We start from the raw sequence: 16,346 nt of genomic DNA on the forward strand, positions 1-16,346 counted from the left end.
GTGTAAACGGGCCCTAACTGAGCAGGCCGTGCTGTTTCAGTTGGGGCAGGTATTTTTGTGAAACCGGCACTTCCATGTCGTTGTGCAAAATCAGGGTGGCTTTGCGCGTCTGCTTTTTGACTTGTTTGATGGCGTCCAAGGCCACCCACCATGAGCGGTGAACTTGTATGCCGGGATAGTGCTCCAGTTCCACCAAGGCATCCTTCATGCGTAGCAGCATCATGTGATCACCGCGTTCGGTGTAAACCTTCAGGTAATGGTCTTCCATCGAAAAACAAATCAATTCAGTGCCCAACTGGTGGGGCAAGCGTTGGATGAAGCGGTTGTCCTTTGGCGGGTTGGTGGTGGTTGCCGTTTTGGCGTTTCTGGCTTGTTCCAACAGGTGCCCGAACACATTCAGAATCAGGCTGAGGATCAGCACTTTCGGGTAATAAAACTGCAGGCTTTGTGGGAAGCGCAAGGAAGAGTCAAAAAACAGCTGCGAGGTCCAATCAACAAAGAATGACAAAAACACCGCACCGATCACCGAGGTGATGACCAGCTTCAGGTAGACATTGAGGTTTTTGTTGGCCAGCCAATTCTGACAGAACCGTTCAGTCAAGGAAAAGATGGCATGGCCCACGCCAATCAAGATCACCCAATACAGCAAGCGCTGTCCCAAGGGCATCTGAAAACTGCCAAATGGGCCCAAATACCCCACGCCCAAGCCAATGGCCAAGGTGATCAAGACGGTCATGAGGCTGGGTAAGGGCAGGTGGTGGCGTTTGTTCAAGTCCATGTTGTGTGATGTGGGCTACAGTATGGGTATTTGATCCTGCCATTATATCACTGCGGTCAAAAGGCTTGGCTGCGCGGCAGGACTTTTCGTCATTCTGTTGACCAAACAGGCTAAAATACGGTCTCTTGTTAAGCATGCACACCGATGGAAATCAAAACCCACTTTCTCGACAACCTCAGGATTTCGGCCACTTTTGATGATTACGAAGTGATCACGGATCAACCGATTCGTTACAAAGGCGATGGTTCAGCGCCCAGTCCGTTCGATTATTTTTTGGCCTCCTCGGCCTTGTGTGCGGCTTATTTCATCAAGGTGTATTGCCAAGCCAGGGACATCCCCACTGAGCACATCCGGCTGGCGCAAAACAACATCGTTGACCCAGAAAATCGCTACCAGCAGATTTTTAAAATCCAAGTCGAACTGCCCGAAGGATTGAGTGACAAAGACCGCCAGGGGATCGTGCGTGCTGTCGATCGTTGCACGGTCAAGAAAGTGATCCAAACCGGTCCTGATTTCCAGGTTGAGGTGGTGGAGAGCTTGGCGTCTGATGCCCAAGCGATGTTGATGGATGTGACAGATGCAGGCGGTGAAACCTATATTTTGGGCAAAGATTTGCCGTTGGAGCAGACCATTGAGGACATGACCGGGGTGTTGCAACAGCTGGGCATGAAAATCGAAGTGTCATCCTGGCGCAACATCGTGCCGCATGTGTGGTCATTGAACATCCGTGATGCCGCGTCGCCTTTGTGTTTCACCAATGGCAAGGGCAGCACCAAACAAAGCGCTTTGTGTTCGGCTTTGGGTGAATTCATTGAGCGTTTGAATTGCAATTTTTTCTATAACGATCAGTACTTTGGCGAAGAATTGGCGCATGCTGAATTTGTCCATTATCCCAATGAGCGCTGGTTCAAACCTGGCCCCGATGACGCCCTGCCAGAAGGCCTGTTGGATGACCATTGTTGGGCCATTTACAATCCCGATGGTGAATTGCGGGGCTCGCATTTGATTGACACCAACTCGGGGAATGTCGAGCGGGGCATCTGTGCCATTCCTTATGTGCGCCAGTCTGATGGTGAAACGGTGTACTTTCCGTCGAATTTGATCGAAAACTTGTTTTTGAGTAATGGCATGAGTGCCGGCAACAACCCCGATGAAGCCCATGTGCAGTGCTTGTCTGAGATTTTTGAACGGGCCGTAAAAAAGCAAATCATTGAACAAGAAATCGTGCTGCCGGATGTGCCGCCTTCGGTGTTGGATAAATACCCGGATGTGTTGGCTGGCATCGCCGCTTTGGAACAACAAGGCTTTCCGGTGGTGGTCAAAGACGCGTCTTTGGGTGGTCGTTTTCCGGTGATGTGTGTGACCCTGATGAACCCCAAAACCGGAGGAGTTTTTGCGTCATTTGGGGCGCATCCCAGTTTTGCGGTGGCTTTGGAGCGCAGTTTGACTGAATTGTTGCAAGGGCGCAGTTTTGAAGGCTTGAATGACGTGCCCAAGCCCACTTTCAACAGCCTGGCGGTGCAAGAGCCGGAAAACTTTGTCGATCACTTCATCGACTCCACCGGGATCATTTCCTGGCGCTTCTTCAGTGATCGGGCTGACCATGCCTTTCATGAGTGGGACTTTTCCGGCAGCAATGCCGAAGAGGCGGCGGCGTTGTTCGCCATACTGCAGGATTTGGGTAAACAAGTGTATGTGGCTGAGTTCAATGTTTTGGGCACCTCGGCCTGTCGCATCCTGGTGCCGGATTACTCTGAAGTGTATTTGGTGGAAGATTTGATTTGGGACAACACCAACAAAGCCTTGGCCTTTCGGGAGGACATTTTGACCATCCACCGCTTGGATGAGGCCGCCTTGCAGGCCTTGCTGGACCGATTGGAAGACAGCCAGTTGGATCAATACATGGACATCCGCACCTTAATCGGGGTCGAATTCGATGAAAACACGGTGTGGGGACAGTTGACCATTTTGGAATTGAAAATCATGCTGTCATTGGCCTTGGGTCAATGGGTCGAGGCCTTGGATGGGGTGGCTGAATTCCTGCAATACAACGACAACACGGTTGAGCGCAACCTGTATTATCAGGCCATGGAAACCGTGTTAGAAATCACTTTAGATGAAGAGTTACAACTGTCTGATTTCATGCATAATTTAAATCGCATGTTCACGCCTGAGGTGATGCAACGTGTGGTGAGTAATGTCCATGGTGAAGACCGCTTTGATGGACTGACCCCAACTGACATGCGGCTGACAGGTGTGGACAAACATTTGCGTTTATTGGAAAGCTATCAGAAGCTGCACCAGGCCAGGGCGCGTGAAGCGGCAGCCGAGCGTGCCTCATGAGGCACCGTCTTTGTTACAATGTATCGCAGTCTTGAGTCGCTGAGATGACCATGCCCAGTCCCCGAAAATTTTTTCACGCCATCAGTTACCTGCAATACCCGTTGTTGTTGGCAGCGGTGGGTTTTTATGTGCCATTCGTGATTTCTTTGCTGAACAAGCAACCCGATTGGGCGGTGTTGAACCACGTGTTGATATTGTTTGGGGTGTCACTGAGCTTTTCGACCTTACAAGACACCACCACCACGCAAAACAAACTGTCAGAAAAGGTCTGGCAACACCCCACCAAGGGCAAAGTGGCCCTGGTCATCATCGCCATCATGGCTTTTGGGTTCATGGCAGTGGGCCTGCTGGCCTTGATGTGGTTTGAAGCCGATCAGACCCAAAGTGTGGCGGTGGGACTGACGGTACTGGGCATTGGCATGCTGGGCTTATTGAAAGCGGCGATCGAAATGTTTGATAATCACCGTTTGGATAAAAACCCTCAGTGACGCAGCCCCAGGATCAGACTGAGCGTCCATACGGTGGTTTTGATGCCCAAAACCACCATCAAGATAATCAACAACATCAACATGGGCCACCCCGCAACTACAAGACTGCCTCAGTTTATGGTCGCACCGTCTCAAACTCATGAAGTTCAGATCAAGTTTTGATGACAAAGTCGACAGGGTTGCATGAGGACCATGCAAACCCATTTTTGCGAAGAGAAAGCATATTGGCATGAAAATGATTGCCTCTATTTCTCAGTGAGCACCCTTCGCTGCTTTGTTTTGTGCTTGCGATTGAGGTGCTGTAGATTCCTGCTTTCGCAGGAATGACGGTTCTGTTATTTATTTACCCACCACTGCGTCATTCCCGACCCCGATCGGGTATCTCTGTTTGTTTGCATTTCAGCCTTGAATTGATTTTTGCCACACAAGCCAAAAACCCTTTCGAATGTTCGCTGGAATGACGGTTCTGTTGATTTTTCTCACCATGACGTCATTCCCGACCCCGATCGGGAATCTTAGTTTGTTTGCACTTACAGCCATGAGTTGATTCTCATCACACAAACCAGATGTCCTGTCACACATGCGTAGGAATGCCGGCTTTTTTTACCCACCATGACGTCATTCCCGACCCCGATCGGGAATCTTAGTTTGTTTGCACTTACAGCCATGAGTTGATTCTCATCACACAAACCAGATGCCTTGTCACACATGCGTAGGACTGCCGGCTTTTTTTACCCACCATGGCGTCATTCCCGACCCCGATCGGGAATCTTAGTTTGTTTGCACTTACAACCATGAGTTGATTCTCATCACACAAACCAGATGCCTTGTCACACATGCGTAGGACTGCCTACCCACCATGGCGTCATTCCCGACCCCGATCGGGAATCGCTGTTTGTATGTATCCCAGCCTTGAATTGATTTTGACCACATGTACCAAATATTCAGTCTCATTGAGTCAGCGAGGTCATCCAATGATTTCATCCCACAAGTCAATCCAGTTTGGGTTAAGTTCTTCAATCAACTGGACTTTCCATTGTCGTTTCCATTTTTTCATTCGTTTCTCTCTGAGAATGGCTTGTTCAATACATTCGTACTGTTCATAATAAACCAATTGGGTGATTTTATATTTGGATGTGTGACCATCAATGAAGTGGTTTTTATGCTGCCACACTCGAGTGATCAATTGCGCAGTAACTCCGATATAGATGGCGCCACCCTTCTTATTGGCCATGATGTAAACATAAGAATATTTCACGTTATTTAGTTTCTGATTGGTTCTGGTCTAATCAGACCAAAAAAATCTTGTGCTTTTAATGGGTGTATTCTGATCATGTCAGTCATGGATATGACAGGGCAGTTGAATATGTGGTGTTTTGAATGAATTTTTATGGGTCCTGAAACTTAGATTCCTGCGTACGCAGGAATGACGGTTCTGTTGATTTTTCTTACCATGGCGTCATTCCCGACCGCGATCGGGAATCTCTGTTTGTTTGCACTTACAGCCATGTGTTGATTCTCATCACACAAACCAGATGCCCTGTCACACATGCGTAGGACTGCCGGCTATTTTTACCCACCATGACGTCATTCCCGACTCCGATCGGGAATCGCTGTTTGTTTGCATTTCAGCCTTGAAATGATTTTTATCACACGAGCCAAATACCCTTTCGAATGTTCGCTGGAATGACGGTTCTGTTGATTTTTCTCACCATGGCGTCATTCCCGACCCCGATCGGGTATCTTTGTTTGTTTGCACTTACAGCCATGAGTTGATTCTAAACACAAGCCAAAAACCCTTTCGAATGTTCGCTGGAATGACGGCTTTGTTGTTTTTTTCTCACTATGGCGTCATTCCCGACTCCGATCGGGAATCGCTGTTTGTTTGCATTTCAGTCATGAGTTGATTGTGACCACACAAGCCAAACACCCTGTCACACGTGCGCAGGAATGACAGTTTATTACTTTTTCAACCACCATGACGTCAATCATCATGTACTTAACTGTCGCCATTCTGTGGCCTGACCACAGAATCCAGGCAGGCTGAGTCAAAACATCTGATATTTTCAAAAAAAACACACTGATTAGCACCTGGATCCTGCGGTCAAGCCGCAGGATGACGAGAATCTACCTGAATACCAAAGCACAGTTTTTGGTGGTTAATTTTATTTATCAATGTAACGTATGAGTCTCTCAGCAGACAGTTGTCGGCTCTGATAAAAAATATTCGGCCAGCAGTTTCTGTCCGCAGGAATGACGGGTTGCTTATTTAATTCATGATTTTCCAGAAGCATGTTTTTTTGATCGGAGTAGCTTTGGTTAGGGAATGTGGGTCCAGTGGGCAGATGAATGGGTTAATAAAATCATTGAGCAAGTTCACAATGTTGTTGAAGAAAAATCTGGTAAGATATTAATAGTTATGGCAAAAAGGGGCACAAATGGGCATGCATTCGGTGGTTACTCAAGGCATTGAATTCAGTGGCATCATAAGCGAGCGGAGGGGTGGTGATGGATTTTAGCTGGGTGGCCATGGCTTTGAATGACTTTTTGTGGATTGGCTTAACCTTTGTCCTGGGTTTGGTCGCACAAAAAATAGGCCTGCCACCCTTGGTGGGTTTTCTGACCGCAGGCTTCATCCTCAGTACCCAAAACATCGTTGATCAAGGTTTGTTGAAAATCATGTCTGATTTGGGCATCACCTTGTTGTTGTTCACCATCGGTTTAAAAATCAACATCAACAACCTGGCCCGGCCACAAGTCTGGGCGGTGACCTTGATCCATTCGTCCGTCATTGTGGTGGCCTTGTTGGCCATTTTCAGCCTGTTGATCGTGGCAGGGGTGTCGGTGTTCGTCGATTTGTCCTGGCAACATGCTTTGCTGTTGGCTTTTGCTTTGAGTTTTTCCAGTACCGTGTTCGTGGTTAAAGTGATGGAAGAACGGGGTGAATACGACGCCTTGCATGGTCGCATTGCCATTGGTATTTTGGTGATTCAAGACATCTTGGCGGTGGTGTTCCTGGCATTCACCGCCAACAAAGTGCCGACCATCTGGGCCTTGGCCTTGCTGTTGTTGATTCCTTGTCGGTTCTTGTTGCGTCGCTTGTTGAACACCGTGGGGCACGGTGAGTTGTTGGTGTTGTTTGGCTTTTTATTGGCCATTGGTGGCGCCGAAGTGTTTGAAATCATGGGGGTCAAAGGGGATTTGGGTGCCTTGATTTTGGGGGCCTTGCTGGCCAACCACCCCAAATCCATCGAGTTGGTGAAGAAGATGCTCAGTTTCAAAGACCTGTTCTTGCTGGGGTTCTTTTTGTCGGTGGGCTTGTATAGCCAACCCAACATGGACACCCTGTTGCTGGCCTTGCTGCTCACGCCATTGGTGTTGCTCAAGTCTTGGTTGTTTTTCGTGTTGTTCACCCGTTTCCAGCTGCGCGCCCGCACCGCACTGTTGTCGACCATCAATTTGAGTAATTTCAGTGAGTTTGGCTTGATCGTGCTGGCCATCGGCGTGGCGCAACAGTGGATCCATGAATCCTGGTTGGTGGTGATGGCTTTGATGATTTCTTTTTCTTTTGTGGTCTCTGCGGTGTTGAGCACCTTTTCCAATGAGTTGTACAACAGCAACCGCAAGTGGTTCAAACGGTTCCAAAGTCGGGAACGTCTGCCTTTTGATCCGGTGTTGAACATCGGCAAAGCCGAAATTGCCATCATTGGCATGGGCACCATTGGCACCGGCGCCTATGACCAACTGTGTCAATTGCACAAAAAGTTGGTGGTGGGCATTGATGTCAATGTCTACAAGGTGTTGAACCACAAAAAAACCCATCGGCATGTGGTGCTGGGGGATCCCAGTGACGCCGATTTTTGGGACCGGGTGAAAAAGATCCACCGCCTGAAATTGGTGGTGCTGACCTTACCCAATTTTGCCACCACCTTGGAAGTGGTGAAGATGATGAAGGAAATGGGCTACAAAGAGCGCCTGGTGTCCATCGCCAAATTTCCTGAGGACATCGCTGCTTTGGAAGAGGCTGGGGTGGACATGGCGGCCAATATATTCACTGAGGCCGGTGCCGGTTTTGCCAGCCACATCATGGATACCGAGGCCATTTCCGGCCATTTGAACATCGATCAGCCGCCGGAACAAACCACATCTGTCACCTGATATGAACCAGCGCCTACTCAGTCAGTTGGGTCGGCGATGCTGATCTGGTTGCCGCCGTTTTGCTTGGCGGTATACAAGGCTTGGTCGGCACGCATGAACAATTGATGAAAGTCTTCACCTGCCGACAACTGGGCAATACCAAAACTGCCAGCCAGGGTGGTTTCACCGATGATGATTTCACTGACGGCTTGCTGAATGCGCTGAATCACCAGGGTGGCCTCCTGGCTGCTCAAATCAGGCAGCAACAGGACAAACTCATCACCGCCAAAACGCGCAATCACATCGTTCTTGCGCAAGCTGTTTTTGGCGTGGTCACTGACTTGTTGCAAAGCTTGGTCACCCACTGGATGGCCGTATTGGTCGTTGATTTGTTTGAAGTCATCCAAATCAAACACCACCAAGGACAACGGTGTTTGTTGCGCATGGCTGTTGGCAATTTCCGCTTCGGCCCGTTGCTCCATGTGGGGGCGCGAAGACACTTGTGTGAGGGCGTCGGTTTGTACCTTGATTTCCAGTTCCCGGTTGTAGGCTTTGAGCTGAGGAATGGCGATGCCAAACAAGGCATTGGCCGCAATCACATTGATGGCAAATTGATAAACCATCACATGGTCCATCAAACCCAATAAATTCACCAACAAAGCGATCAAAACACTGCTGACCGCCAGGCTCACGACATTGAATTTGGGGCTTTCGGTGCAGGCAATCCACATGTGGGTTACGGCCAGGAAGAAAATGGCAAAAGAACTTTCTTGGGTGCCAATCCAAAAGGCCAGCAACATGGTCAATATGATCAAGGCCACATTCAATGACATTTTGTAAATCAGGCTTTTGACCGAGCCCAAGTCGTCTCGAACGAACTCATTCAAGTTCATGTTCGGGTCGGGGAAGAAACGCAGCAAGACCCCGCTGAACAACGGCGCCAAGACCACCACCCCGGCCATGTCGCCAATGAAAAATGGCAGCAAGGTTTGTTGCACATCGGCTCGCGGCATCTGGTCGGTGAACACCAAAGAGCTGATCACCAAGGTGGTCACCACGAAAGCGGTGATGCCTGCCACCACCAAAAATGTGACGATCAATTGCGGGGCTGAATGGTTTTCTTTCAACGACAACCTGACGATGATGTGGGCCCCCAACCAGTAGGGCACCATGTGCGCCAGGCCAAACAAAAATCCGGCCCAAGCCGATTGTGGCAGACTCAAGGGGATTTGATAGATGTCGATTTGCCAAATGGTGATGACGATGGCCCCGGCCATGATGGGCAACGCCGCGCGTCTACCCAACACCATGAAACAAGCGAAGGTGAAGCCAGACACCGGAAACCAAACACTGGCGTGGTTGGTGTACTCCACCAAACGGCCGGCTTGCCACACCGCCAACCAAGCGACAAACAATACCATGGTGCGCAGCACCATGGATTGGCTGAGGGTGTTGCTGAGTTTGTCACTGAATGTCATGTCGCTGCGATTTGAAGCCAATTGCTGGGCAGTCATCCAGCGCTGGTGTAGGGACTTTTCCAGTAATACACGGTGCCATCATCACTGGCCCCGACCACTGCACTGCCATCGCGTGAAATCTGCATCGGCCAATTCATCATGAAGGTGGGTTGCTGGATCACCGTCGACCCATCGGCCACTTTGAACAGGTACAGGTTGCCGGCCGATTCGGTGGTGGTTTGGCCCACGGGCTTGCCATCGGTGGCGGTGACATGGGTGGTGCCATGATCCATGGACACCCCCGGGTTGGCGCCATAAGACAATTCCGCTTGCCATTGGGCTGTGGCGGTACCGCTGACATTTTCCACCAAATACAACAGCCCGCCTTTGGTACCTCCTGAGAGGTTGGCGCCGCAAGCCACCAAGGCATTGCCTGAAGTGTTGATGCCGATGGCCACGGCATAGGCCAAATCCAAGGTGTAACCAGTGGCTGGTGTGGCAAGGTGTTGCCAAACCAGGGTGCTTGGATTGCTGTTGTTGACCAAGGCACAACTGCCGTCATGTAAGGACGCGGCCCAATGGCTGCCATTGTCAGTCACCGCCACTTGAATGGGACCGGCGGTGGTCAAGTCGCATGTGCCCAACGTACTCACCGTGGTGTCGTTGATTGAAAATGACAGAATGGCGCCTTTGTGTGTATCTGTTGAACCGGATTTGTTCGCATCCCAGTTAATCGCTGCTGCCACCACGGTGCTGCCATCATGGCTGATGACGCAACTGTTGATGTCATAGGTGGTGGAAGTGTGGGTGAAAATGCTGTCAAATTGATAATTGGTCAGGCCCGGGGTGATGATCAATTTTTTTAATTTGTAGACTTCCACAGTTTGGCCATAGCAAATGGCTAAGTAGGAACCATCATGACTCAAGCTGACTTGGTTGATCCTGGCTGGTTTGGTGATGTCCAAGAATTTTTCGCCGGTGGTCCCAACAAAAGCTTGTAAAAAGCCTGGGTTGGCACAACTGGGATCTTCGTGATAATCGACGGTTTCACCACCCGCTGCGACAATGGCGGCATCGCCACTGATGTCGACCCAATAAACGCCTTGATACGTTGCGGTGTTCCTTTGAATGGGTTGTTTCCACAATTGGTTGCCTTGGTTATCAACCATGTAGGTATAAAAGTACCCTTGGCCTCGTTCAAAGGAGGAGCCATATACGCATCGGGTGCCGTCATCGGAAATGGCCACTGAATTGACTTGGGCAGGCGGAATGGTCCACGTTGGGGTGGGGGATTGGAATGTCATGGTCTTTGCGGGTAGTTACACACAAAAAAATTATAACTTGATGCACCGCCCGCACCAACCGTTAAATTGAACGATAGGTCATTCTTTGCTTTCGATTGCGGTGAAAGTGACCCCAGCGTGTTGTTGCAAGCGGTCTATCAGTGGCTGACCCAGCAAACTGGCTGGGGTCCAAAAGCCTCCTGAGTGCTCAGGTGACAAATTTTGTACCATGCACAGGGCTGTTTGGGCCATGATTTTGGCGGTTGAGCCATAGCCAGGATCGCGGTCGCCATAGACTTGGGTGAACAATTGCTCACCGTCGGGCGTCTGGCCGACAAAGCGAAAATCGTAAAAGCCCTGTTCTTGGTCCTCTGGGCTGGGCCCTTCGCCAGGCTTGGGCAAGACAAATTTTTTCAGCAAGGCGCGGATGGGGCCGATGCTGATGCCTCCAAAGAAGGCACCCAGTCCCCAATAGACACTGCGGGCGCGCATTTTGCCTTTGAATCCTGGGCCGGTCATCAAACCTTCATTGTATTTGAAATCAACACCATAAGCGTTTGCCGTCAAAGCGTTGGAACGGTGGACGATTTTGGTGTTGATCGGGGCCATGAAAAACGGTGCCGTCCAGCGATTAAAAGTGTCATCCCACTCAATGGTCACGTGATGTTGGCGGCTGGTGTACCCATGTCCCTCAGGGCACAGAATGTATGGGTTGACCATCTGCTTTTTCAGTTTCGGGTCCTGTTTCATCTGTTCGGCCATGTTCAAGGCGGTGGCGATGGTGCCGCCGGAGGCCGCACCGCGCATGTTGCGGATGCGTAATTTGACTTGATTGCAATGGCTGCCAAATTTGACTTGGGCCACTTGTTGCAGGTGCCAAACGCCGAGATCTGAGGGGATTGAATCGAAGCCGGTACAATGCACGATGCGGGCACCGCTGGCCTTGGCCTGGGATTCATACCGGTCCAACATTTTTTTGATCCAGTGGGCTTCGCCGGTTAAATCACAGTAATCGGTGCCGGTTGCCACACAGGCCTTGACCATCGGTTCGCCATACAAATCATAGGGGCCAACCGTGGTCATCACCACTTGGGTTTGATGACACAATTCTCGCAATGAATCGGGATCGTTGGCATCAGCCAACAGCACCGGGATGTCGCGCCTGGATTCAGGCAAGGCATCCAACACAGTTTGTAATTTGTCGGCCGATCGGCCAGCCAAAGCCCAACGTATGGGACTGTCGGCCAGGTGTTCGCTCAAGTATTGGGTGATGATTTGCCCCACAAAACTGGTGGCGCCAAACAGCACGATGTCATATGGGGTTGAGTCTTGTTCGCTTGTCTTCATATCTGGCTCCTCAGCCGTTGTCTGGGTCCACCACCAAACCTTTGTCGATGGCCCGTTTGCGCCACTGTTCACGGGCGTGGGATTGCATGTCTCGGACTTTGTCCACTTCGTCCATGATCTCCAGGCCCAATAAAGTTTCGACCACATCCTCCAAGGTCACCAAACCGGCGGTGTGGCCATATTCATCGACCACCAGCGCGATGTGTTGGCGCTGGTTCAACAACAATTCCAGCAACACCGGCATGGTGGTGGATTCGATGACCGTGGGAATTTCACGTTGGATGGCTTTCAGCGACTTGTTTTCACCATTGGCTTGGGCCAATAAAATGTCGGTTTTGAGCACAAAAGCGGCGATGTCATCGGGGTCCTCGGTGAACACCGGCATGCGTGAAAATTGTGAATTGGCCACTTGCTCAAACACCGATTCGACCGTTTCAGCCGCGGGCAAGCAGACCATCACATTGCGCGGGGTCATGATGTCTTTGGCGAAGATGGCATTGAAGGTGAACAGGTTATCAATGATGCGCGATTCGTGTTCATCGATGTGTCCGGTGCGGTGACCCAATCCGGCCATGGCCAAGAATTCATCGCGGTTGAAACCATGGTGGCTGGAGCCTTTGGAGATCAGTTTGGTGACCTGTTCAGACAGCCAAATGGCTGGGTACAGCATTTTGATCAAGAAAGCCACCAGATAAGCAATGGGATTGGCCAAGGCTTTCCAATACACCGCGCCAATGGTCTTGGGGATGATCTCAGAGAAAAACAAAATCAACACCGTGATCACGGCTGAGAACAAGCCAATCCAGGCATCGCCAAACACCTTGGTGGCTTTGGCACCAGCGACGATCGCGCCCACGGTGTGGGCAATGGTGTTCAAGGTCAAGATGGCGGCCAGAGACCGATCAATCTGGTCAAACCGCAGGCGTTTGATGCGGGCGGCTTTTTTGGCGTCGGTTTGTTTCAGGTTTTCAATGTAGGAAGGCGTGATGCTGAGCAGCACGGCTTCGGCAATGGAGCACAAAAAAGAGAAGAACAAGGCCCCAAAAACATACAGCAGCAGTAAAAACATATTCAATCAGTCGGTGAGCAGGCTGTCTACCAATGTAAGGTCATTGCAATGAAATGGCAATGGTTGATGCAACGGATCGGTCAGAAAGTGTCACTGACCGATCCTGCATGGCGGGCTGGGGATTCACTCAAATCGGGTTTTGATGTATTCGTTCAACAACCGAATACCAAAACCCGGTGAACCCGGTGACGATTTGGTCGGCGTGGCTTTGTCATTCCAGGCCACCCCGGCGATGTCAAAGTGCACCCAAGGGGTGGATTCGCGGACAAATTCACCGATGAAAGCGGCCCCGGCACTGGCACCTGGCGCATCCGGGCCTGAATTCATGACATCGGCCACTTCGTGCTCAATGGCTTTGAAGTGGTTGTCATTCAAGGGCAATTGCCACACCTCTTCACCGGTGTTCAAACCCGCGGTGATGAAGGGTTCAACCAATTCCTGGTGGCGGGTGAACAAGCCGGCATAGTCTTTGCCCAACGCGCGGCCGACCGAACCGGTTAAAGTGGCCAGGTCAATCAACACCGCCGGGTCGTATATGACATCGCCGTAGTGGATGGCGTCGGCCAACACCAGGCGGCCTTCGGCGTCGGTGGAGCGGATGGCGATGGTTTTGCCAGACATGGAGGTGACCACATCACCGGGTCTTTGGGCGTTGGGGCCGGGCATGTTTTCGGCCAGTGCAGCGATGCCCACGGCATTGACTTGGGCCCCGCGACCGGCCAAGGCATGGATGGTGCCGATGACACTGGCGGCACCGGACATGTCGAATTTCATGTTCCACATGTTCGGCGGATTTTTCAGGCTGATGCCACCGGTGTCAAAAGTGATGCCTTTACCGACCAACACCACCGGCGCCTGGTCTTTGGTGCCACCCATGTATTCCACCACCAGCAGGCGGGGCGGGCGTTGACTGCCTTGGCCAACGCCATACAAAGCACCCATGTTCTGCTGGCGCATGTCATCTTCGTCATAAACTTTGATCTTGATGTCATTCATGCCTTTGAAGTGGGTCCGCCATTGACTGACGAAACTTTCCGGGTAGATCACATTGGCCGGTTCGTTGGACAGGTTGCGGGCCAACCAAATGGCTTGGGCCAGTGGCTTTTGCTCGGCATCAAAGGCGGTTTGGGCGGCGGTGGGGTTGGCCACCACCACATTGATCGCATCCTGACTTTTTTGTTTCTCCGGATCGGTTTGGTAGCGGTCAAAATAATAACTGCCCAACAGGGCCCCCAAAGCTTGGTTGGCACCACTGAGACCGTCTGCTTGGTTGGCGTCCATGGCTATGGGGGGCAATGTTTTGAATGCTTCAACGGCGGTTTGCGCGGCTTGACCTGCCAGTTCTTGCCAGTCACGCGCCGACAAGGGTTCGGCATCCGAACCCAAACCAATGAGCAACATTTGCTGCAAGCCAGATGCCATGGGGGCGGTGATGACTTGGGTCTGCATCTTGTCTCCGGTGAAGTCGGTGGCGGTCAAAGCGTGTTGTAGGGCGCCGTTGGTTTGTTGGTCGATCTGTCGCCCCAAAGGACCCAATTGGCCCTCGGCGTAAACCCCAAGAATCAAATGTCCAGAGGTGGGCAGGGCATCGCTGAATTGGACTTTGGGTAAGGTGTTGTGATCGGTGGCCGCAGCCAGATTGGTGAAAAGCCACATCAGTGTGGCCAGCCATAATTGAGCACGAAGATTCATTGGATTCCTGGTTAATTGAATAAGGGGGTTATGTTAATGAGTTTCCAGTCAAAAAAGCGTGGAGGAATTGGGTCAGGGCTGGCAGCCCAACACCTGACATCACTGGCGTTTTTTCAGCCACCACAGTTGCAACACCAACAAACCCAAAAAGACCAACAGGATGAGCAAGAAAGTTTGCTGCAACAATGGGTCTTCCAAAGAGGTCACCCGGGGCGCGTCGGCTGGGAAACGGGTCAGTATTTCGGTGGCGGTGGGCAGGGCATGGAACAGGATGGTGCTGGAATAACACAGGGCCATCACATACGGAGTCCATGATTTGAACCAAGCGGTTTTTTCCACCACCCAACCGGCCACCACGGCCAGGATGGTCAACACCGCCAAACCATGGGCCACGTTGAAGCTGCCGTGTTTGAATATGAGTAGGGCAGTGCCGGCTGTGATCACGGTGGCCAATAAATAAACTTTACCCAAAGTGGCTTGCCAGCTAATGGCTTGTTCACGCCACAACAGGATCAGGACACTGAAAATGGCCGCGATGCCCACGAATGTATGAAAGAAGCCCAAGGCGCTGATGTTTGAAATCATGATGTGGTGACCAGTTGTTTGTTTCAGTTTACGCCAAACCAGCCTCGAATCTCAATCATCAATCGCTGCCAAGTGGCATCAAAACCATGCCAACTGGCCACCACCAGCAACACCAACAGGCCCAACAAACCCAGCAGCAACAACACCTTCAACGGATGGGTCACCCAGCGCAGCCAGGACGGTCGCCAGTTGGCTGGCCTTGCCTCTGAAATGGGTTTGGGCTTGGCTGCGGTGAGAAAAGGCAACCAAACTTGGGGAAAAATGTGGGTCAATTTGTCGGTGGCAAAATAACTGCTGTGGCCCAGGTCGGTTTCATGGTGGTGTATCACTTGTTGGGTGTCGTTGAAGCCTATGCGGCCTGAAGGTCCCGTGCCCGGAATGGTGTAGTGGGCCAAGCGCACCGTGTGGTCGCGGTCAGAATGGTGACACATCACCCCTTCAATGCGCCCGCTTTGCTGCACCGCAGCCCAGTCATAATCGGGCCGCACAATGGCCCCCACCAGGATGATGCGGCCCAGTTTGATGTCGGCATAACGGTCGTCAGTGAACAAACGGCTGAGCAGCAAGGTGCCGTAACTGTGGGCCAAGACGTCGGGTCGTCCAGCCGGGGCTTGTTGTTGCAGTTGGCGAATGGCCCCGGCCAGTTGGTTCATTTGGCGCCGTTGGCTGAGCAACAGCAGTGGTTTGATCTTGATGTTGCCGTATTTATAGATGTACACGGGAACCGCATGGCGGTAATGATTGGACAACAACCAACTGAATTCCTGCTGCCAGGCCCCCACGGTGTTCATGCCATGGATCACCAGCATCCAATGGATGTCGCGGCTGCGGGCTTTGGTGACCACATACAGGGTTGTGGTGACCAACTGCAAGGGGGCATCATCTTGACACACCGAGCAGGTTTGGTTGGCCAAGGAGGGCTCATCAGGCGCTTGTAAACATTGGGCACAATGCTGCGTGGTTTGCACTTGCAGCAATTGCTGGTTGGCCAGCAAGGCCAGGGCCTGTTGCAAAGGCGCTGCTGGCAAACCTGTAAAACGGATCAATCGGCCCAAATCGAAGGTGCCGTTGTCAGTCGTCTCATACCATGCTTTGAGCCGGTCAACCGGTTGTTTGATGGTGTCGGCCACGGAAGACCAAAAGCTGTTGTTGGCGGTTGTCATGGGT

Annotated in this window: 12 protein-coding genes; 3 read left to right on the top strand and 9 right to left on the bottom strand. The window is 51.4% G+C overall.

The window, feature by feature from the left end; translation table 11 throughout:
- Nucleotides 1–13 precede the first annotated feature (13 nt).
- The gene (locus K7G70_RS11630) at nt 14–778 is read right to left on the bottom strand and encodes a LytTR family DNA-binding domain-containing protein (RefSeq protein ID WP_223788822.1); all 765 of its coding nucleotides are present in this window, start codon (nt 776–778) and stop codon (nt 14–16) included.
- Between the two features lie 144 nt (nt 779–922).
- On the opposite strand from K7G70_RS11630, the gene K7G70_RS11635 reads away from it, so the two are divergent.
- Both K7G70_RS11635 and K7G70_RS11640 read left to right on the top strand, forming a co-directional pair.
- The gene (locus K7G70_RS11635) at nt 923–3,121 is read left to right on the top strand and encodes an OsmC domain/YcaO domain-containing protein (protein WP_223788823.1); all 2,199 of its coding nucleotides are present in this window, start codon (nt 923–925) and stop codon (nt 3,119–3,121) included.
- Nucleotides 3,122–3,171: 50 nt separating this feature from the next.
- Nucleotides 3,172–3,609 carry a hypothetical protein gene (locus K7G70_RS11640; protein ID WP_223788824.1) on the top strand — a complete coding sequence of 146 codons (438 nt, stop codon included), beginning with the start codon at nt 3,172–3,174 and terminating at the stop codon, nt 3,607–3,609.
- A gap of 967 nt (nt 3,610–4,576) precedes the next feature.
- On the opposite strand, the gene K7G70_RS11645 is transcribed toward K7G70_RS11640, so the two are convergent.
- Nucleotides 4,577–4,867 carry a GIY-YIG nuclease family protein gene (locus K7G70_RS11645; RefSeq protein WP_348525082.1) on the bottom strand — a complete coding sequence of 97 codons (291 nt, stop codon included), beginning with the start codon at nt 4,865–4,867 and terminating at the stop codon, nt 4,577–4,579.
- 1,250 nt (nt 4,868–6,117) lie between these two features.
- Between K7G70_RS11645 and K7G70_RS11650 the strand changes: the two genes are divergently transcribed.
- The gene (locus K7G70_RS11650; RefSeq protein ID WP_223788826.1) at nt 6,118–7,767 is read left to right on the top strand and encodes a cation:proton antiporter family protein; all 1,650 of its coding nucleotides are present in this window, start codon (nt 6,118–6,120) and stop codon (nt 7,765–7,767) included.
- A 17-nt stretch (nt 7,768–7,784) separates the two neighbouring features.
- Here K7G70_RS11650 and K7G70_RS11655 read toward each other — a convergent pair whose 3' ends face one another.
- The 7 genes from K7G70_RS11655 to K7G70_RS11685 form a co-directional block, all read right to left on the bottom strand.
- Nucleotides 7,785–9,260, bottom strand: a complete 1,476-nt coding sequence (locus tag K7G70_RS11655) for a sensor domain-containing diguanylate cyclase (RefSeq protein ID WP_223788827.1) — start codon at nt 9,258–9,260, stop codon at nt 7,785–7,787.
- A complete protein-coding gene (locus tag K7G70_RS11660) occupies nt 9,257–10,507 on the bottom strand; it encodes a WD40 repeat domain-containing protein (protein ID WP_223788828.1) in 1,251 nt (416 codons plus the stop codon). Before K7G70_RS11660 ends, K7G70_RS11655 begins: the two co-directional genes overlap by 4 nt.
- A gap of 78 nt (nt 10,508–10,585) precedes the next feature.
- Nucleotides 10,586–11,833 carry a saccharopine dehydrogenase family protein gene (locus K7G70_RS11665; RefSeq protein WP_223788829.1) on the bottom strand — a complete coding sequence of 416 codons (1,248 nt, stop codon included), beginning with the start codon at nt 11,831–11,833 and terminating at the stop codon, nt 10,586–10,588.
- Between the two features lie 10 nt (nt 11,834–11,843).
- On the bottom strand, nt 11,844–12,902 hold the full coding sequence (locus K7G70_RS11670) for a hemolysin family protein (RefSeq protein WP_223788830.1): 1,059 nt from the start codon (nt 12,900–12,902) through the stop codon (nt 11,844–11,846).
- Between the two features lie 123 nt (nt 12,903–13,025).
- Nucleotides 13,026–14,558, bottom strand: a complete 1,533-nt coding sequence (locus K7G70_RS11675) for a leucyl aminopeptidase (protein WP_223788831.1) — start codon at nt 14,556–14,558, stop codon at nt 13,026–13,028.
- A gap of 135 nt (nt 14,559–14,693) precedes the next feature.
- Entirely contained in the window at nt 14,694–15,179 is a 486-nt protein-coding gene (locus K7G70_RS11680; protein ID WP_223788832.1) for a DUF2306 domain-containing protein, read from the bottom strand.
- Nucleotides 15,180–15,202: 23 nt separating this feature from the next.
- On the bottom strand, nt 15,203–16,342 hold the full coding sequence (locus tag K7G70_RS11685) for a lipase family protein (protein ID WP_223788833.1): 1,140 nt from the start codon (nt 16,340–16,342) through the stop codon (nt 15,203–15,205).
- Between the last annotated feature and the right edge of the window lie 4 nt (nt 16,343–16,346).

Source organism: Marinicella meishanensis (assembly GCF_019931145.1).
GTDB classification, from domain to species: Bacteria; Pseudomonadota; Gammaproteobacteria; order Xanthomonadales; family Marinicellaceae; genus Marinicella; species Marinicella meishanensis.